This window comes from Streptomyces sp. M2CJ-2 (assembly GCF_016757295.1).
Classification (GTDB): Bacteria; Actinomycetota; Actinomycetes; order Streptomycetales; family Streptomycetaceae; genus Streptomyces.
In genome coordinates this window covers 48,793-70,778 of the sequence record NZ_JAESIF010000020.1, presented here as the reverse complement: position 1 = coordinate 70,778, position 21,986 = coordinate 48,793, and the positions used below count along the sequence as shown (strand labels likewise).

The 21,986-nt window shown below is 72.4% G+C and carries 19 protein-coding genes and 1 pseudogene; 10 read left to right on the top strand and 10 right to left on the bottom strand.

Going from position 1 to position 21,986, the window contains the following annotated elements; genetic code table 11:
- Nucleotides 1-61 precede the first annotated feature (61 nt).
- Nucleotides 62-535 (top strand): ATP-binding protein, encoded by a 474-nt coding sequence (locus tag JL475_RS17695; RefSeq protein WP_237407434.1) that lies wholly within the window; start codon nt 62-64, stop codon nt 533-535.
- A 136-nt stretch (nt 536-671) separates the two neighbouring features.
- Here JL475_RS17695 and JL475_RS17690 read toward each other — a convergent pair whose 3' ends face one another.
- On the bottom strand, nt 672-1,295 hold the full coding sequence (locus JL475_RS17690) for a TetR/AcrR family transcriptional regulator (protein WP_307825082.1): 624 nt from the start codon (nt 1,293-1,295) through the stop codon (nt 672-674).
- 94 nt (nt 1,296-1,389) lie between these two features.
- Between JL475_RS17690 and JL475_RS17685 the strand changes: the two genes are divergently transcribed.
- The 3 genes from JL475_RS17685 (at nt 1,390) to JL475_RS41490 (ending at nt 3,772) form a co-directional block, all read left to right on the top strand.
- On the top strand, nt 1,390-2,037 hold the full coding sequence (locus tag JL475_RS17685; RefSeq protein ID WP_202278684.1) for an NADPH-dependent FMN reductase: 648 nt from the start codon (nt 1,390-1,392) through the stop codon (nt 2,035-2,037).
- A complete protein-coding gene (locus tag JL475_RS17680; protein ID WP_202278683.1) occupies nt 2,034-3,437 on the top strand; it encodes a DHA2 family efflux MFS transporter permease subunit in 1,404 nt (467 codons plus the stop codon). The genes JL475_RS17685 and JL475_RS17680 overlap by 4 nt, the downstream gene beginning before the upstream one ends.
- An 89-nt stretch (nt 3,438-3,526) precedes the next feature.
- Nucleotides 3,527-3,772 carry a hypothetical protein gene (locus tag JL475_RS41490; RefSeq protein ID WP_307825081.1) on the top strand — a complete coding sequence of 82 codons (246 nt, stop codon included), beginning with the start codon at nt 3,527-3,529 and terminating at the stop codon, nt 3,770-3,772.
- A 41-nt stretch (nt 3,773-3,813) separates the two neighbouring features.
- Here JL475_RS41490 and JL475_RS17670 read toward each other — a convergent pair whose 3' ends face one another.
- Nucleotides 3,814-4,593, bottom strand: coding sequence for a nucleotidyltransferase family protein (locus JL475_RS17670; RefSeq protein WP_202278682.1), 780 nt, complete (start codon nt 4,591-4,593; stop codon nt 3,814-3,816).
- Nucleotides 4,594-4,973: 380 nt separating this feature from the next.
- On the opposite strand from JL475_RS17670, the gene JL475_RS17665 reads away from it, so the two are divergent.
- A complete protein-coding gene (locus JL475_RS17665; protein WP_307825080.1) occupies nt 4,974-8,534 on the top strand; it encodes a S8 family serine peptidase in 3,561 nt (1,186 codons plus the stop codon).
- Between the two features lie 127 nt (nt 8,535-8,661).
- Nucleotides 8,662-8,769, top strand: a pseudogene (locus JL475_RS40075) (histone acetyltransferase); the annotation flags it as partial.
- 9 nt (nt 8,770-8,778) lie between these two features.
- Here the strand turns inward: JL475_RS40075 and pip are convergent.
- Complete coding sequence (gene pip / locus JL475_RS17660; protein ID WP_202278680.1) at nt 8,779-9,744, bottom strand: prolyl aminopeptidase; 966 nt, start codon at nt 9,742-9,744, stop codon at nt 8,779-8,781.
- Nucleotides 9,745-9,776: 32 nt separating this feature from the next.
- Nucleotides 9,777-10,535, bottom strand: coding sequence for a uracil-DNA glycosylase (locus JL475_RS17655; protein WP_202278679.1), 759 nt, complete (start codon nt 10,533-10,535; stop codon nt 9,777-9,779).
- A gap of 178 nt (nt 10,536-10,713) precedes the next feature.
- Here JL475_RS17655 and JL475_RS17650 point away from each other — a divergent pair, with 178 nt between their 5' ends.
- Nucleotides 10,714-11,181, top strand: coding sequence for an RNA-binding S4 domain-containing protein (locus JL475_RS17650; RefSeq protein WP_109380617.1), 468 nt, complete (start codon nt 10,714-10,716; stop codon nt 11,179-11,181).
- 47 nt (nt 11,182-11,228) lie between these two features.
- Here JL475_RS17650 and JL475_RS17645 read toward each other — a convergent pair whose 3' ends face one another.
- Nucleotides 11,229-11,915: a bifunctional 2-polyprenyl-6-hydroxyphenol methylase/3-demethylubiquinol 3-O-methyltransferase UbiG gene (locus tag JL475_RS17645; RefSeq protein WP_237407433.1), complete on the bottom strand. Its 687-nt coding sequence runs from the start codon at nt 11,913-11,915 to the stop codon at nt 11,229-11,231.
- 133 nt (nt 11,916-12,048) lie between these two features.
- Between JL475_RS17645 and JL475_RS17640 the strand changes: the two genes are divergently transcribed.
- Nucleotides 12,049-12,312 (top strand): DUF6343 family protein, encoded by a 264-nt coding sequence (locus JL475_RS17640; protein WP_202278726.1) that lies wholly within the window; start codon nt 12,049-12,051, stop codon nt 12,310-12,312.
- Nucleotides 12,313-12,345: 33 nt separating this feature from the next.
- Here the strand turns inward: JL475_RS17640 and JL475_RS17635 are convergent, their stop codons facing one another.
- From JL475_RS17635 to rpsA, 4 genes are all read right to left on the bottom strand, one after another.
- The gene (locus JL475_RS17635; RefSeq protein WP_109380614.1) at nt 12,346-12,726 is read right to left on the bottom strand and encodes a tetratricopeptide repeat protein; all 381 of its coding nucleotides are present in this window, start codon (nt 12,724-12,726) and stop codon (nt 12,346-12,348) included.
- A 50-nt stretch (nt 12,727-12,776) separates the two neighbouring features.
- Nucleotides 12,777-13,397: a dephospho-CoA kinase gene (gene coaE / locus JL475_RS17630; RefSeq protein ID WP_202278677.1), complete on the bottom strand. Its 621-nt coding sequence runs from the start codon at nt 13,395-13,397 to the stop codon at nt 12,777-12,779.
- A 50-nt stretch (nt 13,398-13,447) separates the two neighbouring features.
- Nucleotides 13,448-14,386 (bottom strand): PAC2 family protein, encoded by a 939-nt coding sequence (locus tag JL475_RS17625; protein ID WP_202278676.1) that lies wholly within the window; start codon nt 14,384-14,386, stop codon nt 13,448-13,450.
- Nucleotides 14,387-14,614: 228 nt separating this feature from the next.
- The gene (gene rpsA / locus JL475_RS17620) at nt 14,615-16,114 is read right to left on the bottom strand and encodes a 30S ribosomal protein S1 (protein ID WP_202278675.1); all 1,500 of its coding nucleotides are present in this window, start codon (nt 16,112-16,114) and stop codon (nt 14,615-14,617) included.
- Between the two features lie 405 nt (nt 16,115-16,519).
- Between rpsA and JL475_RS17615 the strand changes: the two genes are divergently transcribed.
- Both JL475_RS17615 and hrpB read left to right on the top strand, forming a co-directional pair.
- Nucleotides 16,520-17,341 carry a class I SAM-dependent methyltransferase gene (locus JL475_RS17615; protein WP_237407432.1) on the top strand — a complete coding sequence of 274 codons (822 nt, stop codon included), beginning with the start codon at nt 16,520-16,522 and terminating at the stop codon, nt 17,339-17,341.
- Nucleotides 17,342-17,345: 4 nt separating this feature from the next.
- Nucleotides 17,346-19,907, top strand: coding sequence for an ATP-dependent helicase HrpB (gene hrpB / locus JL475_RS17610; RefSeq protein ID WP_202278673.1), 2,562 nt, complete (start codon nt 17,346-17,348; stop codon nt 19,905-19,907).
- Between the two features lie 63 nt (nt 19,908-19,970).
- Here the strand turns inward: hrpB and JL475_RS17605 are convergent, their stop codons facing one another.
- Nucleotides 19,971-21,773 (bottom strand): lytic transglycosylase domain-containing protein, encoded by a 1,803-nt coding sequence (locus tag JL475_RS17605; protein WP_202278672.1) that lies wholly within the window; start codon nt 21,771-21,773, stop codon nt 19,971-19,973.
- Between the last annotated feature and the right edge of the window lie 213 nt (nt 21,774-21,986).

The following is a 21,986-nucleotide window of genomic DNA, read 5'->3' as shown; positions in this document are numbered from 1 at the left end:
CCACCGCCGGTCAGCGCGTCACGCCTGTTCGACGCTACGCACAGTTCGTCACGGTTACCCCATGAAGTCAGCAACTCCCCCGCAAAGGCGTACGCCCCGGCCGACCCGCACGTTCGCGATGCAGTTCACCTCGACCCCGCGTGGTGCCCGCCTCGCCCGCCGGCTGGTCTCGCACCGCCTGGACGCGTGGGGCCACCCGTACGCCTCCCCGGCGAACGAAACGGTCACCCTGATTGCCGCCGAACTCACCGCGAACGCGGTCCGGCACGGACACGTACCGGGCCGTGACTTCCACCTGTGCCTCACCGAGACCGAGGACGGCACACTGCGGATCGAGGTCACGGACACCCGCACGGAGCGACGGCCGGTCGCCGGAACACCGGCCCCGGACGGCGAGTCGGGCCGGGGCCTGTTCCTGGTGGACGCCCTCGCGGACGACTGGGGTGTCCTGCCCCGCCCCACCGGCCCCGGCAAGACCGTATGGGCGGAGTCGGCACCACCACCGGAACCGGCGGCACCTACTCCAGTCCCGTGAAGGAAACGAAGGCTCGCCCCCCATGCCCCGGCCGGCCCCGGCCGGTCGAGAGGCGGGAAGAGGGCCGTGGCCCCCGGACGGAGCAGCTCGCCCGGCGAACCTCGGCGCAGTCCGGGGCCGTCGTACGTGTGCGGCCTCAGCGCCGTTCGTATCCCCGCAGGAACGCGCGCACCCCGGAGGCGATCAGCTCGTCCCGCTCCTCGTCCGGCATGGACAGGATCCCCTGGTAGGTGCGGTCGCTGATCACGCCGGCGGTCAACTGCAGGAAGTGGACCGCGGCACGATCCGGGTCCGGGGCGTCGAGCAGCCCTTCCTCGGCCAGCTCGCGGAAGCGGGCGGCCACCTCCCCGAGGGCACGGTCGGGACCGGCGGCACGCCACGTGTCCAGGAACTCCCGCGGGACGTGGCCGACCTCGGCCCGCAGCTGCCGCACGACGGCGAAGTGGTCCTGGTACCGGTACATCGGCGACATCCAGGCGTGCGCGAAACCGATGAGGTCGGCCTCCAGGTCCGTGACCTTGTGGAGCCGTCGGTCGATGGCGTCGATGTGGGCCCGTACGACCTCCTCCGAACCCTCCACGACCACGACGCGGAAGAGCTGCGTCTTCCCCTCCGGGAAGTGGTTGTAGATCGTGCGGGTGGAGACTCCGGCCTCCTTGGCGATGGAGTCCATGCCGGCGCGGGTGTAGCCGTCGCGCCCGAAGACGCGGCGCGCTCCCCGCACGATCGCCTGCCGCTTCTCCGCCAGCCCTTGTCTCACGCGTCCTGCCCCTTCCTGTCGACCGCCACGGTATCCGGCCGGAAAAGTACAACGACCGTTGCACTGATTGCCACGATCGTTGTACTTTCTCGGCATGACGAACTCATCGGCCTCCTCCCCCAGTTCGAACGCTTCCCTCACGACCGGTGTCCTCCCGGGCGATCCTCCGGCGAACACCCCCCTGCGCGTCGTCGTTCTGACCGGCTCGACCCGCGAGGGCCGTTTCGCCCCTGTCGTCGCCGACTGGTTCCTGCGGTTCGCCGCCCAGCGCGGCGACCTCGAACTGGACCCCGTCGATCTGGCCGAGCACCCCCTGCCCGACGTCGTCTCCCCTGTGCCCCACCCGGAGGCCGCCGAGGTCACGGAGCGCCTGGCGGCGGCCGACGCCTTCGTCGTGATCACTCCCGAGTACAACCACAGCTTCCCCGCGCCCCTGAAGAACGCCATCGACCTGCACTTCACGCAGTGGCAGGCCAAGCCTGTCGGCTTCGTTTCCTACGGAGGCCTGGCCGGCGGCCTGCGCGCGGTCGAGCAGCTGCGGCTGATCTTCGCCGAACTGCACAGCGTCACGGTGCGGGACACGGTGAGCTTCCACAACGCGTGGGAGAACTTCGCCGAGGACGGCTCACTGCTGCGGCCCGAGATCCCCGAGGGAGCGGGCAAGGCGATGCTGGACCAGCTGACCTGGTGGGGGCGGACGCTGCGAGCCGGGCGCGCCCACGCCGCGTACGGAGCGCGATGAGCACCGCCCTCCCGGCACGGACCGGGGGAGGAGGCGGGAGCGGGAGGCCGCCCCTGCCCGCCGTCCCCCGGCACGCCCTGGCCCTCGCGGGTGTCGTGGTGCTCGGCTCGTTCATGACGGTGCTCGACATGACCATCGTCAATGTCGCCCTGGGCCACCTCTCGCGGTCCTTCGACGCGCCCCTGTCCGTCGTCCAGTGGACGGTGACCGGCTACTCGCTGGCGCTGGCGACCGTCATCCCGGTCACCGCGTGGGCGGTGGGCCGGTACGGCGCCAAGCGGGTCTTCCTCACCGCCGTCGCGCTCTTCACCCTCGGCTCGGGGCTCACCGGCCTCGCCTGGAACGTCGGTTCGCTGATCGCGTTCCGCGTGGTGCAGGGACTCGGCGGCGGCATGATCGTGCCCGTCGCCATGACGGTCGTCCTGCGCGCCGCCCCGCCGGAACGCAAGGGCACGATGATGGGCATCCTCGGCATCCCCGTCCTCGTCGGCCCCATGGCGGGTCCGGTCCTCGGCGGCGTCCTCACCGACGCGCTGTCCTGGCGTTGGATCTTCTTCGTCAACGTCCCGGTCGGCGCCCTCGCCCTGCTGCTCGGAGCCCGGGTCATGCGCGGCGACGGCGAGCGGACCGGCCGCCCGCTGGACCTGGCCGGACTGCTGACGCTCCCCCCGGGCCTGGCCCTCCTGCTGTACGGGCTGACCCTGGGCGGCGAGCGCGGCGGTTTCGGCACCCCCGGGGCCGTCGTCCCGGTCGTCGCCGGTGCGGTGCTGGTGGCCGCCTTCGCGGTGCGGGCGCTGCGGACGGCCCACCCCCTGCTCGACCTGCGGCTGCTGCGGAGGGCGTCGGTCGGCCGTGCGGTGGCGACCATGGTGCCGTTCTCGGCCGCGTACTTCGGTTCGATGATCCTCGTACCGCTGTACTGGCAACAGGAGCGCGGCCTGTCCGCCACTCAGGCCGGGCTGCTGATGGTGCCCCAGTTCCTGTGCAGCGGCACGGTGATGCAGATATCCAGCCGGATCTCGGACCGCGTGGCGCCGCGCGCGATCGTCGTGCCGGGCGTCCTGGTCGCCGTCACGGGCTTCCTCGCCTTCGCCGTCCAGGCCGGCTCCGACGTCCCGCACTGGCGCCTGGTCGCCTCCCTCGCCGTCATGGGCACCGGGGTCGGCATGACGAACATGCCCGTCATGGCCTCCGCCACGCGCGGCCTCGCGGACACCGAGGTCGCCGCCGGCAGCACGGCGCTGAACATCGTCTCCCAGGTGGCCGCGTCCGTCGGCACGGCCCTGACGGCTTCGCTGCTGACGGCGACGGACGGATTCCGTACGACGCTGCTGTGCGGGGCGGGCCTGATGGCGCTGGCGCTGCCGATGGCCGTGCGCCTGCCGAAGCACCGGCCGTGAACACGAACGCCGGACCGTGGGGAAGACCGAGTCGTTCCTGGTGCCGGCGCCAGACCACTGCCCGCGGAAAAAAGCGCGGGGTCAAGGGCGTGCTGCTGTATCCGGTGAACGCGCTCGCCACCGACCAGGTGGTGCGGATCGGCGAGTACCTTGCCGATCCGCACCTCGCGCAGGTCACCACGGGCCTCTCCGCCGGAGACCGGCCGGACACCGACCTCCGGCGGGTGCTGACTCGGCGCGAAGGGATGCGCGTCCCGCCGCCGGACGTGCTGATCACCGGCTACAAGGTGCTCGACCTGCTGCTCCAGCGCGACGGGGACCGGCCATTGTGGTAGCACGCGGAGATCGCGTACGTGGTGCTGGGCGAGTTCCACACCTACGACGGCGCGCAGGGCACGGACCGGCGCAGCAGCGCTTCGGCGTCCACGACCGCCCGGACGAGAGCGCCCGGGCTCCGCGTCAGGCCTTCCGTCAGCGCGTCCACGTCGGCCAGCCCCGCCCGCTCGACCAGCCCCTTCTCATTCGTCACCCACTCCCCCCGCACCGCCATCACCGCGTGCGCGGTCTGGGTCGCGGCGACGGCGATGCTCCCGGCGACCTGGGTGAGGGCGCCCTTGGGGGCGTGGCCGGCCTTGGCGTAGGCGAGGGTGGCGGTGGCCGTGCCGCACCAGCGGGGCGGGGCACTCTCGCGCAGGGCCCGCGGGTAGGCGGCGGGGCGGGGGAGGTCGCCGCGCAGCACCTTGTTGATCGCGAGTTCCGCGACCAGCAGGTACGTCGGGATGCCGGCGAGGTGGAACATCAGCGGCTCGACGCGGAAGCGTCCCGCCTCCGCCTCTGCCAACTCGTGCTCGACGACGTCGAGGTCGCGGTAGTGGACGTCGACGCGGCGCCCGTCGACCGTGAGCCAGGCGCCGCCGTTGAAGACACCGCCGCCCCAGCCGCCGATCTCGGAGACCTCGCCCTCCCAGCCGATCGCGCGCAGGTCGTCCGGGTCGAAGGATCCCCGGTAGTAGACCGCCAAGTCCCAGTCACTGTCCGGCCGTTCGGTGCCCTGGGCCCGTGAGCCGCCAAGGGTGACGGCCCGGACGCCGGGAAGGGCTGCGAGCCGGTCGGCGGTCGTGTCGAGGAAAGCCCGGTCGGACGGAGAGGGCGACACGGCGGCTCCTGGCGGTCGACGGGGCAGCGGACGGCACGGGGGTGGCCCGCGGGAAGGGTACGGGGGACGACTGTGCGTGGTCGAACGGTATTCGACGCGGCGCCGTGTCGCGGCGTGCGTGCAGGCCGACGCGTCCGGCCGAACGCGAACCGGAGCACACGGTCGTGACGCCGCGTCGCATCCACACGCGGGGCGCGTTCACATTCGACCACTCCGCCCCCTTGTCATGCCCGATGCAACATAGTCATCATAAGTCGCCGTCACTTTCCGCACCCGTCTCCTCACCCACAGGTGACGGGGCGCTTCGGACGGCACAACGTTCCGCGAAAGCCCTTGCCTTCCCCGGGTGGGCGAACCCCACCCCCCGATCAAGGAGACCCGTGGCATCCTCTCGAAGATCTCCACGCCGGATCGCTCTGGCTTCCCTGGCAGCCCTGGTGCTGCTGCCCTGGGGCGCCGGAGTCGCGGCGGCCGCCGAGCCGGTCGCTCCCACGGCACAGGAGCTGCTGAGCGCCAAGGCCGAGCAGAAGCTGCTCAAGCAGTTGGACGAGAAGGACAAGACGACCTTCTGGGTCGTCATGAAGAAGGAAGCCGACCTTTCCGTCGCCGAGCGCGCCGAGGGCAAGACGGCCAAGGCCAAGGCCGTGCTCACGGCCAAGAAGAAGGTCGCGCAGGACACCCAGTCAGGCGTCCTCAAGGCGGCCAGGGCGGCCGGATCGGATGCCGTCTCGTTCTGGATCGACAACTCCGTCAAGGTCGTCGGCGACATGGAACTCGCCGCGAAGATAGCCGAGTTGCCCGAGGTGCAGGCGATCGAGGCCGACCGGACGATCAAGCTCGACACACCGGTCAAGGGCAGCAGCGAGCCGACCGTCGACGGCGTCGAGTGGGGTGTCGACCGGATCAACGCCCCGCAGGTGTGGAGCACGTACGGCGTCCGCGGTGAGGGCGTCGTCATCGCCAACATCGACAGCGGCGTCCAGTACGACCACCCGGCGCTCAAGAACCAGTACCGGGGCCGCAACGCCGACGGCTCCTTCTCCCACGACTACAACTGGTTCGACCCGGCGGACGTCTGCGCGGGCGACAGCCCGTGCGACAACAACGGCCACGGCACCCACACCATGGGCACCATGGTCGGTGACGACGGCGACGCCAACCAGATCGGTGTCGCACCCGGCGCCACCTGGATCGCCGCCAAGGGCTGCGAGAGCAGCAGCTGCTCCCGCGATTCCCTGCTCGCCTCCGGGCAGTGGGTGGTCGCGCCGACCGACGCGAACGGCGCCGACCCCCGGCCCGACCTGGCCCCGGACATCGTGAACAACTCCTGGGGTTCGAGCGTCCAGGACCCCTGGTACCAGGATGTGGTGGACTCCTGGCGGACCGCGGGCATCTTCCCCGCCTTCTCCAACGGCAACAGCGGCCCCGGCTGCAACACGGCGGGTTCCCCCGGCTCCTACGTCAGCAGCTACGCGAGCGGCGCGTTCGACAGCGGTAACGCCATCGCGAGCTTCTCCTCACGCGGAACGGGCGAGAACGGCACCGTCAAGCCGAACCTGGCCGCGCCCGGCGTCAACGTCCGCTCCGCCTACACGGGCGGCGGCTACAGCGCGCTGAGCGGTACGTCGATGGCGTCCCCGCACACCGCCGGCGCCGTCGCCCTGGTCTGGTCCGCGTCGGCCTCCCTGCACGGCGACGTCGCGGCCACCGAGGCGCTCCTCGACGGCACCGCGATCGACGTGTCCGCCCTGACCTGCGGTGGTACCGCGGACGACAACAACGTCTTCGGTGAGGGCCGGCTCGACGCCTACGCCGCGGTGAGCGACGCCCCGCGCGGCGCGACCGGTTCCCTGACCGGCACCGTCACCGCCGGCGGCAACGCCGTCGCGGGCGCCCAGGTCGTCGCCGACGGACCGATCGACCGCACGGTCGTCACCGACGCCGAGGGCGACTACGCCTTCCCCGCCCTGTCGGTGGGCGAGTACGACCTGACGGTCAAGAAGTTCGGCCACACCGACGCGACCGGCACGGCCGCTGTCAGCGACGGCCAGAGCACGGTGCGGGACTTCACCCTCACCGCCGCTCCGTCCGCCAAGGTGTCCGGCACCGTCACCTCCTCGGCGGGCCCCGCGGGCGGCGCCGAACTGTCCTTCGCCGGCACGCCGGTGACCGCCACCGCGGACGCCCGGGGCCGCTACGAGGCCACCCTGCCGCACGGCACGTACACGCTGAACGCCACGCACGACTCGCGCTGTGTGGCGCCGGGGAGTGCGGAGGTGTCGGTGTCCGGTGACACGGTCGCCGACGTGCGCCTGCCCGACCGCCTCGACGCCTTCGGCACGGCGTGCGCCACCGGAGCCGAGTCCTGGGTGTCCGGCACCGACAAGCTGAACGTGACCGGCGACTCCGGCAACGTCAAGATCGACCTGCCGTTCCCGGTTCCGTTCTACGGCAAGACCTACCAGTCTGCCTGGGTCAGCGCCAACGGGTACCTGAACTTCCTCGCGGCCAACTCCAGCAACTCCAACGGAGCGCTGCCCGGCACGGCGGCCCCGAACGCGGCTCTCTACCCGTTCTGGGACGACCTGCTGGTCCGTGCCGACGCCGGCGGCGTCTACACCGCGGTCCGGGGCGAGTACCCGAACCGGTCGCTCGTCGTCGAGTGGCGGGACATCGTGAACTGGTACGACCAGGGCGTCCCGTTCTCCTTCTCCGCCGAGATCGGCGAGGACGGCTCCGTCACCTACCGGTACAAGGACATCGCCGACACCCCCGGCGGCTACTCCACCGGCAGGAGCGCCACCGTCGGCGTCGAGAACGCCACCGGTACGGACGCCCTGCAGTACTCCTTCAACTCCGAGGTGATCTCCGACGGCCTCAGCGTCGCCTTCCGCACGACGAAGTCCGGTGTCGTGCTCGGCACGGTCAAGGACGACAACGACGGCAAACCGGTGTCCGGCGTCGAGGTGACCACGGGCTCGACGAGCACCACGACGGACTCCGCCGGCAGGTACGCCCTGCAGCTGGGCACCGGGCAGCACACGCTGGCGTTCTCGGCCACGGGATACACCGGCGAGGAGAAGACCGTCACCGTGGAGCCGGGCCGCGCCGCCGACGCGAGTGCCTCCCTGGCCACCGGACGGGTCGCGCTCGACCAGAAGCAGATCACGGTCGTCGCCCCCGCCGACCAGACGCGGGAACGGTCGGTGACCCTGTCCAACACCGGTTCCGCGACCCCGTACACGATCGTCGAGGCCGTCGACGGCGCGGTGCGGGACGTGCCGTGGCTCACGGCCTCGCCCGCCCGGGGCGACCTGGCAAAGGGCGCCGAGCAGACGGCGAAGCTCCGCTTCGACACCACGGGCCACAAGCCCGGCGACGTGCTCTCGGCGGACCTGCTGGTGCGGTCCGACAGCGGGCGCACCCCGGAGCTCAAGATCCCGGTGCAGCTGGTCGTCCCCGGCTACCAGCAGGCGCTCGACAGCGGCGCCGGCTCCTCGTCGACGGACGCCCGCGGCGACGGCTGGCAGCCGGACCGGGCGCACGTCAAGGGGTCCTTCGGATACCTCGGCACCACGAAGACGACGTCCACCAAGAAGGGGATCAACGGCACTCAGGACCCCCAGCGGTTCACGACGGCCCGTGAGGGCATGCACGAGTACCGCTTCGACAGCGTTCCGAACGGCGTCTACACCGTGGAGCTGGACTTCGCGGAGCTGTCGTCGACGAAGCCGACCGCCCGGGTCTTCGACGTGATCGCGGAGGGCAAGGAGGTCGAGCCGAGTCTGGACATCGCCCTGGAGGCCGGCGCCTACACGGCTCTGCAGCGCACCTACACGGTGACGGTCACCGACGGAGTGCTGAACGTCCGCTTCGTCTCGAACTCGGGCAAGACACTGGTGAACGCCGTCCGCGTCACCGAACGGCCCGACCTTTCGTGAGTCGTACACGGCACTGAGCACCACGGCCCGTCCCGCGCCCGCCGCGGGACGGGCCCCGTTCCTGCTCCTCCTCCTGACCCGCGACGACGCCTGTACCGGACCCCGGGGTTCGGTACAGGCGTGAGCGCCCGCGCACAGCTCCTACGAGCGGCACGGCTTCGAGGCCGTGGAGTGGACGGACGGCGGCGGGAACGAGGAGCGGGAGCCGGACGTGCGGTACGTGGGGCGGCCGTAGGGCGGATCGTCAGCCGTGGGGGCGCGCGTACCGGTCGGTCGCCGCCACCAGTACGTCGTTCCCGGTCGCTCCGGCGTCGTGCCCGGCCTCGTCCACGATCACCAGTTCGCTGTCCGGCCAGGCGTGGTGGAGGCGCCAGACGGTGCCGAGGAGGTTGCCGAAGTCGAGGCTGCCCTGGACCAGGGTGCCGGGGATGCCCTTCAGCAGGTGCGCGTCGCGGAGGACCACGCCCTCGTCGTTGCCCTCGCCCAGGAAGTGGTCGTGGCCCCAGTAGTGGGTGACGGTGCGGGCGAAGCCCCTACGGAACTCCGGGTCCTCGAACCGCGCGACCGAGCCGGGCGGGGCGGGGATCGTCGCCGTCTCCCAGTCGGTCCAGGCCCGCGCGGCCCGTTCCCTGACCTTCGGGTCGGGGGACTCCAGCAGCCTGCTGTACGCGGCGGCCGGGTTGCCGTCGCGCTCGTCGGCGGGCAGTTCGGCGAGGAAGCGGGCGAAGGCCTCCGGGAAGATTTTCCCCAGTCCTCGGGTCAGCAGGGCCACTTCCGGGTCGGAACCGGTCGCCACTGCCGTCAGCACCAGCTCGGACACCACCCCGGGGTGCGCCTGCGCGTACCGCAGTCCCAGCACCGATCCCCAGGACGCGCCCCACACCAGCCACCGCTCGATGCCCAGGTGGGCCCGCAGCCGCTCCAGGTCGGCCATGAGGTGCGCGGTCGTGTTGACGCTCATGTCGGTGGCGTGGTCGGCGGCGTGCGGGGTCGAACGTCCGGCGCCGCGCTGGTCGAGCAGCACGATGCGGTACGCGGCCGGGTCGAAGTAGCGCCGGAGGGTGGGGCTCGCGCCGCTTCCCGGTCCGCCGTGCAGCACCAGCGCGGGCTTGCCGTGCGGGTTCCCGCAGGTCTCCCAGTACACGCGGTTGCCGTCGCCGACGTCGAGCATGCCGTGGTCGTACGGTTCGATCTCCGGATACAGTCCCATCGCGGCACCCTAGCGGGACATGCCGCGCGGGCTCATCTCTGTTTCCGCGTGGGCAGCCCCGCCGCCTCGGCCGCCGCGTGCAGCACCTCCCGGAGCATTCCGGGAGTGAGTCTGCCGGTGAAGGTGTTGCGCTGGCTCACGTGGAAGCAGCCGTACAGGTGCAGGTCGTCGCCGTCCGGGGCGGGGAGCGTGACGCGGGTGCCGTGGGCGAAGGCCGGGCGGGGGCGGGGCACGGTCCAGCCCGCCTCGGTGAACGCGGGCAGCGCGGCCTGCCAGCCGAAGGCGCCGAGGACGAGCGCGGCCCGCAGCGTCGGCCGCAGCAGCCGCAGTTCCCGGACCAGCCAGGGCCGGCAGGTGTCCCGTTCCCCGAGGGTCGGCTTGTTGGCGGGCGGGGCGCAGTGCACGGGTGCGGTGATGCGTACGCCGTACAGTTCCAGGCCGTCCCCGGCGTGCGTGGAGGTCGGCTGCGAGGCGAGTCCGACGTCGTACAGCGCCTCGTACAGCACGTCGCCGGAGCGGTCCCCGGTGAACATCCGGCCGGTGCGGTTGCCGCCGTGCGCGGCGGGTGCCAGCCCGACGATCAGCAGCCGGGCGTCCGGCGGCCCGAATCCCGGCACCGGCCGGCCCCAGTACGTCCAGTCGGCGAACGCGGCGCGCTTGGTACGGGCGACCTCCTCCCGCCAGTCCACCAGCCGCGGGCAGGCGCGGCAGTCGGCGATGCGCCGGTCGAGGCCGGAAAGGCCCGGGAGGTCGTGGGCGCCGGTCGGACCGGGCAGGCCGCTGGGGTCCATGGGCTCCACGGTAGGACGGGCCGGTGCCGCCCGTCCGCCGCTGCCCCGGTCCACGAGGAGGGCGAGACGGTTGCCGGCACCCGCACGGACGAAACCCCGGAGGCAAGCGCGGCGAAGAACCCTGGTTCCGGCGACATCCCTTCCCGCCCGGCCGCCCCGGACGGCTAAGGTCGGGACCATGGCTTCCGAGGACCCGAAGACCGCCGCCGCTGTGGCCGCTGCCGAGGCTGCCGGCCCGCAGGCCGGCGAGACCGTTCGCACCGACAGCTGGATCTGGTCCGTGCGTCTGCTCAAGACGCGTTCCCTCGCTTCCACCGCCTGCCGGGGCGGCCATGTGCGGGTGAACGGCGAGCGGGTGAAGCCCGCGCACTCCCTGCGCGTCGGTGACGAGGTGCGGCTGCGGCACGAGGGCCGGGAGCGGGTCGTCGTCGTCAAGCGGCTGATCCGCAAGCGGGTGGGCGCCCCGGTGGCCGTCCAGTGCTATGTCGACAACTCCCCGCCGCCCCCGCCCCGCGACGCCGTCGCCCCCGCCGGTGTCCGGGACCGCGGCGCGGGCCGCCCGACCAAGCGCGACCGCCGCGAACTGGAACGCCTGCGAGGCCTGGGAGGCCCTGGCGCACCCGGCGGCACGGCGCCGCGCCCCTGAACGAACGGCGCCGGTCCGAGGCGGGCCCACGATCAGGACGGGCGGTGTCACCGCGCCTTCGGCGCCACCGCCCTCACCCAGATCCCGTCCTTCGTCAGGTACCGGTCCACCGCCAGGCCCGCCTCCTCCAGCGCCTGCTCGAACTGCTCCTTCGTCAACGGCCGCGACCGGAACGTCTGCGTCCACACCGCGTCCGGGAACACGTACTCCGCGTACACGGAGTCGACCCCGTCGCCGACCGGCTCGGCCGACACGATCCGCACGGTGAAGCCGGCCGGGTCCACCCGCTCGCGCGGCAGATTCGTGTGGTAGTCCTCGCCCTCCCGCTGGATCAGTACGCACCCTCCCTCCGCCAGATGCCGCGCACAGGTGCGCAGCAGTCCCCGTCGTACCTCCGGGTCGCCCGCGTGCACCAGGAACGACGCGAGGAGCACCACGTCGAACGTCTCGTCCAGGCGCAGCTTCTCTATGGGGCCGCATATGGTCCGGGCCCCGCGGACGCGCTCCAGCATCTCGGCGGACTCGTCCACCGCGGTGACCTCGAATCCGCGCTCCAGCAGTGCGTGGGTCATCCGTCCCACTCCACTGCCCAGTTCCAGGACGCGCGCGCCGGCCGGAACGGCGGCGGCGATGATGTCCGGCTCGTCACCGACGGGCAGTCGCGAGTACAGCTCCACCGCGCAGCCGTCCGGGGTGATCGCCCCGGGGCCCGTCCCCTTGTACCCCTCGCGCATTTTCAGTTCCATGTCCGCCCAACGGACCTGAACCGCAAGCCAGTTCCCCTTCTCCCCCGGTCCACTCGAACGAGTGAAGACGCCGCCCCTCGCCGTCCTGGCGTACGGTGAAATCGGGAGGGGTGGTGACGAGATGCGTACGGGCAGTGAGCCGAGGACCGCGCGCAGTGCGCTGCGCGCGCGGCTCTGGCTGAGTGTGTGGGGCGAGGTGTGGACGGTCGCCGGGACGGTGGCGTTCGCGCTCTCCGGCCATCCGGGCTGGGCACTCCTGTGCGGGGTGCTGTGGCTGGTCGTCACGACCGATCTGATCGTGGTCGTCCGGCACCTCCGTCAGGGGCCGCACTACCAGCCGGGCCGCGACGTCCCCCCGTACGAACCGCCCAGGGGCCCGTGGTGACCGTGTGACCGGCGGCAGCGCGGGCGGCCCCGCTCAGGTGTCGAAGCTCGCGGCCTTCAGGTACTCCGGGTTCGGGTCCAGTGCGGCGGCCAGCCGGAAGTGCCGCCTGGCCGGTTCGGGGCGGCTCTGCCGCTGGTAGGTGCGGGCGAGCGCGAAGTGCGCGAAGGCGTTGTCCGGCTCGCGCTCCAGGACGATGGAGAACTCGAGTTCGGCCGGCCTCAGCTGGGCCGCCGCGAAGAACGCGCGTGCGCGCAGCAACCGCGCCGCGGTGTTCTCCGGGTACGCGTCGATGACCCCGTCGAGCAGCTTCACCGCACCCCGCGGGTCCCGCGAGGCGAGCAGTTGCTCGGCGGCACGGAAGTCGATGACATGTGTCTCCGGCGTACGTCCGGTCGAACCACTGAGCTCGGGCACAGCCGCATCCTTCCCTCGTCGAACCGGTTCAACGCCCCGGACGGGGGCTCCTATTCCTGCGCGGGCCGACGGGCCGCCCGCTCCCTGCGGACGAGTTCGGCCCATACGTCCTTCACCCGCCGCGCCAGCTCCTCCAGGGGGACGTCGTTGTCGATGACGATGTCCGCGATCTCCCGGCGCTGCTCGCGCGTCGCCTGGGCGGCCATCCGCGCGCGTGCGTCCTGCTCGCTCATGCCGCGGCGGCCCGTGAGGCGGTCGAGCTGGGTCTCGGCACTCGCGTCGACCACGATCACGAGGTCGTAGCGGGGAGCGAGGCCGTTCTCCGTGAGGAGGGGTACGTCGTGGACGACGACGGCGTCCTCGGCGGCGGCCTCCTCCAGCTCACGGGAGCGGGCGCCCACCAGGGGGTGGACGATCGCGTTGAGGACGGCGAGCTTCTCCGGGTCGGCGAAGACGATCGATCCCAGTCCCGGCCGGTCCAGGCTGCCGTCCTCGGCGAGTACCCCCTCGCCGAAGGACTTCACGACCGCCGTGAGTCCGGGTGTCCCCGGTGCGACGACCTCGCGCGCGATGCGGTCCGCGTCGATCAGTACGGCTCCGCACTCGACGAGCAGCCGCGACACCTCGCTCTTGCCGGCTCCGATCCCGCCGGTCAGGCCCACCGTCAGCATGACCCGAAGCTTAGGGCCTGCCACCGACGACGGCGGTGGCAGGTCCTGTCTCAGTTGTCGCCTTCGCGCTCCGCGAGGAACCGCTCGAACTCGAGCCCGATCTCGTCCGCCGAGGGGATCTCCACCGGCTCGGCGAGCATGTTGCCCCTGGTCTCGGCGCCCGCGGCGGCGTCGTACTGGTGCTCGAGGCCCTGGATGAGGGCCGTGAGCTCGTCGTCGCCCTCCCGGACCTGGCGGTCGATCTCGGTCTGCGTGCGGTGGGCGTCGGTGCGCAGGGAGTGCGCCACACCCGGCAGGACCAGGCCGGTCGCGGCCGTGATGGCCTCCAGGGCGGTCAGCGCCGCGTCCGGATAGGCGGAGCGGGCGATGTAGTGCGGCACGTGCGCGGCGACACCCAGCACGTCGTGCCCGGCCTGCATGAGCCGGTACTCGACGAGTCCCTCGGCACTGCCGGGCACCTGCGCTTCCTCGAAGGGGCCGGTGCGGCCGGGGACGAGGTCGGTGCGGTTGCCGTGCGGGGTGATGCCCACCGGTCGCGTGTGCGGGACGCCCATCGGAATGCCGTGGAAGTTCACCGACAGGCGGACGCCGAGCCGCTCCACGATCTGCCGCACCGCGGCGGCGAACCTCTCCCACTCGACGTCCGGTTCGGGCCCGGACAGCAGCAGGAACGGAGCCCCGGTGGCGTCCTGGACCAGCCGCACCTCGAGGGCGGGCACCTCGTAGTCGGTCCAGCGGTCGCGGGTGAAGGTCAGCAGCGGACGCCGGGCCCGGTAGTCGATGAGCCGGTCGTGGTCGAACCGGGCGACCACCTGGTGGGGCAGCGAGTCGAGCAGCCGCTCGGCGATCTGGTCGCCTGTCTCGCCCGCGTCGATGTACCCGTCGAAGTGGTAGAGCATGACAAGTCCGGCCGATTCCTGGGCGAGCGCCATGTCGACCACGGCCAGCCCCTTCGGCTCCCATGCGTACAAACCCTGCGGATCAAGCACCGTGACCGCTCCTCCTCGTGTTCCTAGTGGACAACGTGACGCGCGGCACCTGCATTCCCGGATGAGGACAACTCCCCGCGGGGCACGGGGCCGTGTCGGCACGCGGCTCCACCGTGACGAGCTCCCACCGGCCCGCGGGCGACGCCCGACCCCGAAGCGCAGCACTGAGGGGCCGCACCTCGAAAGGTGCGGCCCCTCAGTCACCGGCTAGAGCTCAGCGGCCGGATTTCAGCTCTGGCCGCCGGCCAGCTTCTCGCGCAGCGCGGCCAGCGCCTCGTCCGAGGCCAGGGCGCCGGAGTTGTCGCCGCCCTCGGAGGAGTACGAGCCGCCACCGGACGCGGCCGGAGCCGCACCCTCGGTGTCGCCACCCTCGGCAGCGGCCTTCTCGTCCGCCTCGCGGGACTTGATGACCTGCGCCTGGTGCTGCTCGAAGCGGGACTGCGCCTCGGCGTACTGGGTCTCCCACGCCTCGCGCTGAGCCTCGTAGCCCTCGAGCCAGTCGTTGGTCTCGGGGTCGAAGCCCTCGGGGTAGATGTAGTTGCCCTGGTCGTCGTAGGACGCGGCCATGCCGTACAGGGTCGGGTCGAACTCGACCGCCGTCGGGTCGGCGCCGAAGGCCTCGTTGGCCTGCTTCAGCGAGAGGCTGATGCGACGACGCTCGAGGTCGATGTCGATGACCTTGACGAAGATCTCGTCGTTGACCTGGACGACCTGCTCCGGGATCTCCACGTGGCGCTCGGCCAGCTCGGAGATGTGGACCAGACCCTCGATGCCCTCGTCCACGCGGACGAACGCACCGAACGGAACCAGCTTCGTGACCTTGCCGGGCACGACCTGGCCGATCTGGTGGGTGCGGGCGAACTGCTGCCACGGGTCTTCCTGGGTCGCCTTCAGCGACAGGGAGACACGCTCGCGGTCCATGTCGACGTCGAGCACCTCGACGGTGACTTCCTGACCGACCTCGACGACCTCGGAGGGGTGGTCGATGTGCTTCCAGGACAGCTCGGAGACGTGCACCAGGCCGTCGACGCCACCCAGGTCCACGAAGGCACCGAAGTTGACGATCGAGGAGACGACGCCGGAACGGACCTGACCCTTCTGGAGGGTGGTGAGGAACGTCTGGCGGACCTCGGACTGGGTCTGCTCCAGCCAGGCACGGCGGGACAGGACCACGTTGTTGCGGTTCTTGTCCAGCTCGATGATCTTCGCCTCGAGCTCCTTGCCCACGTAGGGCTGGAGGTCGCGGACGCGGCGCATCTCGACCAGGGAGGCCGGGAGGAAGCCGCGGAGGCCGATGTCGAGGATGAGACCACCCTTGACGACCTCGATGACGGTACCGGTGACGATGCCGTCCTCTTCCTTGATCTTCTCGATGGTGCCCCAGGCACGCTCGTACTGGGCGCGCTTCTTCGAGAGGATCAGGCGGCCTTCCTTGTCCTCCTTCTGGAGAACAAGGGCTTCGATCTCGTCACCGACGGCGACGACCTCGTTGGGGTCGACATCGTGCTTGATCGAGAGCTCGCGGCTCGGGATGACACCTTCGGTCTTGTAACCGATGTCGAGCAGGACCTCGTCCCGGTCGACCTTCACGATGACGCCGTCGACGATGTCGCCGTCGTTGAAGTACTTGATCGTCTCGTCGATCGCGGCGAGGAAGGCTTCCTCGTTACCGATGTCGTTGACCGCAACCTGCGGGGTGGTGGCGGTGGTCTCGGTGCTGCTCGTCATGTGGGAAAGGGCTCCGGTACGGACAGTGAGTCGTAGGTACTGCTACGCCGGAGCCCGTTTCGCTCTGCAGAAGCCGGACAGCAAAAGAAGCGCCGTTCCATCACCGGGTACACCGGTGGCGCCTCGAGAACCGAGGGGACATACAACAGATGCGAGCGCAGCCTGCTATGTCTGAGGTGCGCAGGCCCGCAGCGCAACTTGTAGCATACGGGGGCAGCCGGGCAGGGTCAATGCGCGAAGCCCCCCACCCGGGGCGGATCGCCGCATAACCGGCACAATTCCCCCTTCTGGGGGTAGCGCCGCACGCCAGACGCCGCCTCGAGGCCACACAAGACCCCACGCCACGCAGGACCTCGCGCGCCCCCTGTGGCGACAGCTGGGGCAACTGGACGGAAGAGTACGACGATGGAGCCGATCATCCAAGAGCCCGAAGCGTCCGAACCCGAGGCGACCCGACGGAACGCCGGCGTCACCGAGAGCTCCCGCGCCAACCGGGGCTGGTGGGACCGCAACGCGGACGAGTACCAGATCGAGCACGGCACGTTCCTGGGCGACGACCGCTTCGTGTGGTGCCCCGAGGGGCTGGACGAGGTGGAGGCCGAGCTGCTCGGCCCGCCGGAGGACCTGAAGGACCGCGACGTCCTGGAGCTCGGCGCCGGCGCGGCCCAGTGCTCACGCTGGCTGGCCGCGCAGGGCGCGCGTCCGGTGGCCCTGGACATCTCGCACCGGCAGTTGCAGCACGCGCTGCGCATCGGGGGCCCGTTCCCGCTGGTGTGCGCCGACGCGGGCGCCCTGCCGTTCGCGGACGGCTCCTTCGACCTGGCCTGCTCGGCGTACGGGGCGCTGCCCTTCGTCGCCGACCCGCGGCTGGTGCTGCGCGAGGTGCGCCGGGTGCTGCGGCCCGGGGGCCGGTTCGTCTTCTCCGTCACGCATCCGATCCGCTGGGCGTTCCCGGACGAGCCCGGCCCGGAGGGACTGAGCGTCTCCGGGTCCTACTTCGACCGCACGCCCTACGTCGAGCAGGACGAGCAGGGCCGCGCGGTGTACGTGGAGCACCACAGGACGCTGGGCGACCGCGTCCGCGACATCACCGCCTCGGGCTTTCGCCTGGTGGACCTGGTGGAGCCCCAGTGGCCGGAGTGGAACACCTCCGAGTGGGGCGGCTGGTCCCCGCTGCGCGGCCACCTGATCCCGGGCACGGCGATCTTCGTGTGCGTACGGGACTGAGTGCGTGATCCGTCACGACGCTCTCGACGCCCTCCCGGTGCGCGAGGCCCTTCCCGCGCTGACCGACGCCCTGGAGGCTCACGGCACCGCCGTTCTCGTCGCACCGCCCGGCACCGGCAAGACGACCCTCGTGCCGCTGGTGCTGGCCGGGCTGATCGGTGGCGGGCCCGCGCGGCGGGTGGTGGTCGCCGAGCCCCGGCGGATCGCGGCGCGGGCGGCGGCCCGGCGGATGGCCTGGCTGCTGGGCGAGAGGGTCGGTGGGTCCGTGGGTTTCACGGTGCGCGGGGAGCGGGTGGTCGGGCGCCGCACGCGCGTCGAGGTCGTCACGACCGGCGTGCTCCTGCAGCGGCTGCAGCGGGACCAGGAACTGACCGGGGTGGACGCGGTGGTGCTCGACGAGTGCCACGAGCGGCATCTGGACGCGGACACGGCGGCGGCGTTCCTGTGGGACGTGCGCGAGACCCTGCGGCCGGAGCTGCGGCTGGTGGCCGCGTCGGCGACGACCGACGCGGCGGGCTGGGCGCGGCTGCTGGGCGACGCGCCCGTGGTCGAGGCGCACGGCACGGCCCATCCGGTGGAGGTGGTGTGGGCCCCTCCCACGCGTCCGGTACGGCCGCCGCACGGCATGCGGGTCGACCCGGCGCTGCTGACGCATGTGGCGTCGGTGGTTCGGCGGGCGCTGGCCGAACGGGACGGTGACGTGCTGGTGTTCCTGCCCGGCGTGGGCGAGATCGCCCGGGTCGCCGCGCAGCTGGGGCAGCCGGGGCAACTGGGACAGCTGGGACAACTCGGAGCGGTCGAGGTGCTCCAGGTCCACGGGCGGGCGCCGGCATCGGTGCAGGACGCGGTGCTGGCACCCGGACAGCGGCGCCGGGTGGTGCTGGCGACCTCGGTGGCGGAGTCGTCGCTGACGGTTCCGGGGGTTCGGGTGGTCGTGGACGCGGGACTCGCGCGTGAGCCCCGCGTCGACCACGCGCGCGGGCTGAGCGCGCTGACGACGGTACGGGCCTCGCAGGCGGCGGGCAGGCAGCGGGCGGGGCGGGCCGGACGTGAGGCGCCGGGCGCGGTGTACCGGTGCTGGGCGGAGGCCGAGGACGCGCGGCTGCCCCGGTTCCCCGCTCCCGAGATCAAGGTGGCCGACCTGACGGCGTTCGCGCTGCAGGCGGCCTGCTGGGGCGACCCGGACGCCTCCGGGCTCGCGCTGCTCGATCCGCCGCCGCGCGGGGCGATGGCGGCGGCCGGGGCCGTCCTGACGGCGGTCGGGGCCGTCGGCGCCGACGGGCGGGCCACGGAGCGGGGCACGCGGCTGACCCGGCTGGGCCGGCATCCCCGGCTGGGGCGGGCGCTGCTGGACGCGGCGCCGACCGTGGGTCGCGCGCTCGCCGCCGAAGTGGTCGCGCTGATCGGCGAGGAGGCGCCGCGCGGCTACGGGGACGACCTCGCCGAGGCGCTGCGCGCCGCGCGGCGCGGGGACGACGCCTATGCGCAGCGGTGGCGGGCGGAGGCGCGCCGACTGCGGTCGCTCGCCTCGGAGGTCTCCCCGGAAGCCGTCCACGCCGCGCCGCCCGTGCCGACGGGCGCAGTGGAGGGCGGGGAGGGCGCCCGTGTCGGGCTGGTGGCCGCGCTCGCGTTTCCCGAGCGGATCGCCCGCGCGGAGGGCGGTTCGTATCTGATGGTGTCCGGGACGCGGGCCGAGACCGGCGAGGGCACCGGGCTGCGGGGCGCTCCCTGGATCGCGGTCGCCGCCGCCGACCGGCCGGTGGGGCGGGGGCACGCGCGCGTGCAGCTCGGCGCGGTCGTCGACGAGGAGACCGCGCGGTGGGCGGCCGGGGCCCTGCTGGAGACACGCGAGGAGGTGCACTGGGCCGACGGCGATGTCGTCGCCCGTCGTGTCGAGCGGCTGGGGGCGGTGGAGCTGGCGGTACGGCCCCGCACCGACGCGGAGCCCGCCCTCGTGCGGGCCGCACTGCTGGACGGACTGCGGCGGGAGGGGTTCGGGCTGCTGCGGTGGCCGACGGGAGCGGCCGTGCTGCGGCAGCGGCTGGCCTTTCTGCACGGCCGGCTCGGCGACCCCTGGCCCGATGTGTCCGACGACGCGCTCCACGCGCGTGTGGAGGAGTGGCTGGAGCCCGAGCTGAGCCGCGCCCGGCGCCGGGCCGATCTGGCGCGGATCGACGCCGGCCAGGCCCTCGGCCGGCTGCTGCCGTGGGCGTCCGGGCAGGCCGCCCGGCTGGACGAGCTGGCCCCCGAGCGGACCACCGTACCCAGTGGGTCCGCGATCCGGATCGACTACTCCGACGTCGGGCAGCCGGTGCTCGCGGTGAAACTCCAGGAGATGTTCGGGCTCCAGGAGACGCCGCGGGTGGCCGGGGTGCCCCTGCTGGTGCACCTGCTCTCCCCGGCCGGGCGGCCCGCCGCCGTCACCTCCGACCTCGCCTCCTTCTGGAAGGACGGATACAAGGGCGTACGGGCCGAACTGCGCGGCCGTTACCCCCGGCATCCGTGGCCCGAGGACCCGGCTGCCGCCGAGCCGACCCGGCACACCAACGCACGGCTCAGGCGGTGACCCGCTCCTGCTCCGCCTCCGGCCCGGACCCTGTGGGGACCGGGCCGGCAGGGGTACGGCCGGCTATGAGCCGGCGGTGGGGCCCGGAGAGGCCGTCTCGGCGGCGGCCACGGTCAGTTCGACCGTGAGGGTCGCGCCGCCCGCGGTGGTGACGCGGAGCAGGAAGGTGCCGGTGGTGTCGTCCGCGTGGAGCTGCGGCAGCGTCAGGAGGCCGTCCGCGTCCGTCTCCAGACCGCTCAGGGTGCGGACGGCCTTGCCGTCGCCGTCCTTGAAGTAGGGGCCCTCGTCGTTGACGGCCGGGTCGTCGGCCGACGTGATCAGCGTGGCGGTGGCCGCGACCTTGCCGGCCGGGGCGCCGTCGTGGGTGGCCCGGATCTCGACCCGGTGGGCGAACTCGCCGCCCGGGGTGCAGGTCAGTGCCTCGTCACCGGTGCGCACGACGGTGTCGGCGGTGCGCTCGGTGACGGTGGCCCGGTAGTCGAGGCCCGGGACGATGCGGCCGACGACGGTGGCGCGGACGGTGACGCGGCCCGTCTTCTCGCCCGCCCGGAGCGCGGGCGCCACGGCGACACCGGCACTGTCGGTGACGACGGTGGCCACGCTCTCGCCGCCGGTGAAGGTGGTGTCGGTGTCGCCGAGGACGGTGAAGCGGATCCGCACCTTCGCGACGGCCTTGCCGTCGTCCGTCTCCGCGCGAGCGCGGATCCTCTCGGTGAACGCGTCGCCCGCCCTCGCGGTGAGCTTGCCCGTGCCGGCGTTCTCCAGGTGGTCCACCGTGTCGGTGGGCGTGGGGCGGGTGCTGGGCGGCGGTGTCGTGCTCGGCGGTGCACTCGGCGTGCCCGGGGAGGTGGTCGGCGGCTCGGGGCTCGGGCTGCTGCTGCCGCCCGGTTCGTCGGGCCCGGTGCCGGGCTTCGGGGACGTGCCCGGGGTCGACGGGGTGGCGCCCGGCTGCGTCGGCGTTGTGGGCGGCTTCGGGGTTTTCGGGGTTTTCGGCGTCGACGGCGTTGTCGGGGAGGGGCGCGTGGTGTGGTCGTCGCTGCGGTCGCCGGGCAGGGCGCCGGTGCCGTCCGGGATCTCGTGCGTGCCCTTGCGGTAGTACTCCAGCCACGACAGGACGGTGTTCAGGTAGTCCGTCGACTGGTTGTAGCTGAGGATCGCCTTGTCGAGGTCCGCCCGGTCGGACAGGTCCCAGCCGAAGCGGCACAGGTAGTGGCCGGCGGCCAGGGCGGCGTCGTAGATGTTGTTGGGGTCCTTGCGGCCGTCGCCGTTGCCGTCGCGGCCCGCCCATGCCCAGGTGGACGGGATGAACTGCATGGGGCCGACGGCGTTGTCATAGGTGCTGTTGCCGTCGTACACGCCGTTGTCGGTGTCCCGGATGAGCGCGAAGCCGTTGCCGTCGAGCTGCGGGCCGATGATCGGGGAGAGGGTGGTGCCTTCGGCGTCGACGCGCCCGCCGCGGGCCTGACCGGACTCCACCTTGCCGATGGCGGCGAGCAGTTGCCAGGGCAGGTTGCAGCCGGGCTTGGACTCGCGCAGTGCCGCCTCGGCCTTCTTGTAGGCGTCGAGGACGGTCGCGGGTATGCCCGCCTCGGAAGCGCCCGGCGTGCGCGGGTCGGTGCTCGCGGACGGGGAGGGGTTGGGGCTGTTGAGCGGCGGCAGGTCCGTGTAGTAGGGCGAGTTGCCGGTCGCACCGGGGCCGTCGGCGCTTCCCTCGGGTGCCGTGGCGGCGTCCGAGGCGGCCCGTCCGCCCGGGTCGCCGATCGTCGCACCCGGGGCCTGGGACGCGGACAGGGCCGCCACCGCGGCCGCCGCCACGGCGGTGGTTGCCGCTCCCTTGCGCAGCCTCCTGCCGAAATGCGCCGCCATAGAGTGAACCCCTCCCCGCGGACACCGGAGCATCCGTCAACGTCTGTCACACTCGCCCGGTTGTGACGATTCAGTCCGCCCGCCGGTTGCACCTGGCACGGCGACTCTCGCGACCCTACGGCAACATCCTTTGCCCGCACACCCGTTCATGCCCGGTATTCACCGGTTGACCGCAATCGTCCCCACACGGGCACGGCCGACGGTGTCGCGCAT

Coding starts and splice junctions, on each gene's coding strand:
- JL475_RS17615 (WP_237407432.1), top strand. CDS start 16,520: ATGGAGCCGATCATCCAAGAGCCCGAAGCGTCCGAACCCGAGGCGACC.
- coaE (WP_202278677.1), bottom strand. CDS start 13,397: ATGCTGACGGTGGGCCTGACCGGCGGGATCGGAGCCGGCAAGAGCGAG.
- JL475_RS17685 (WP_202278684.1), top strand. CDS start 1,390: ATGACGAACTCATCGGCCTCCTCCCCCAGTTCGAACGCTTCCCTCACG.
- JL475_RS17650 (WP_109380617.1), top strand. CDS start 10,714: ATGGCTTCCGAGGACCCGAAGACCGCCGCCGCTGTGGCCGCTGCCGAG.
- JL475_RS17605 (WP_202278672.1), bottom strand. CDS start 21,773: ATGGCGGCGCATTTCGGCAGGAGGCTGCGCAAGGGAGCGGCAACCACC.
- rpsA (WP_202278675.1), bottom strand. CDS start 16,114: ATGACGAGCAGCACCGAGACCACCGCCACCACCCCGCAGGTTGCGGTC.
- JL475_RS17680 (WP_202278683.1), top strand. CDS start 2,034: ATGAGCACCGCCCTCCCGGCACGGACCGGGGGAGGAGGCGGGAGCGGG.
- pip (WP_202278680.1), bottom strand. CDS start 9,744: ATGGGACTGTATCCGGAGATCGAACCGTACGACCACGGCATGCTCGAC.
- JL475_RS17645 (WP_237407433.1), bottom strand. CDS start 11,915: ATGCGCGAGGGGTACAAGGGGACGGGCCCCGGGGCGATCACCCCGGAC.
- JL475_RS17695 (WP_237407434.1), top strand. CDS start 62: ATGAAGTCAGCAACTCCCCCGCAAAGGCGTACGCCCCGGCCGACCCGC.
- JL475_RS17655 (WP_202278679.1), bottom strand. CDS start 10,535: ATGGACCCCAGCGGCCTGCCCGGTCCGACCGGCGCCCACGACCTCCCG.
- JL475_RS17640 (WP_202278726.1), top strand. CDS start 12,049: ATGCGTACGGGCAGTGAGCCGAGGACCGCGCGCAGTGCGCTGCGCGCG.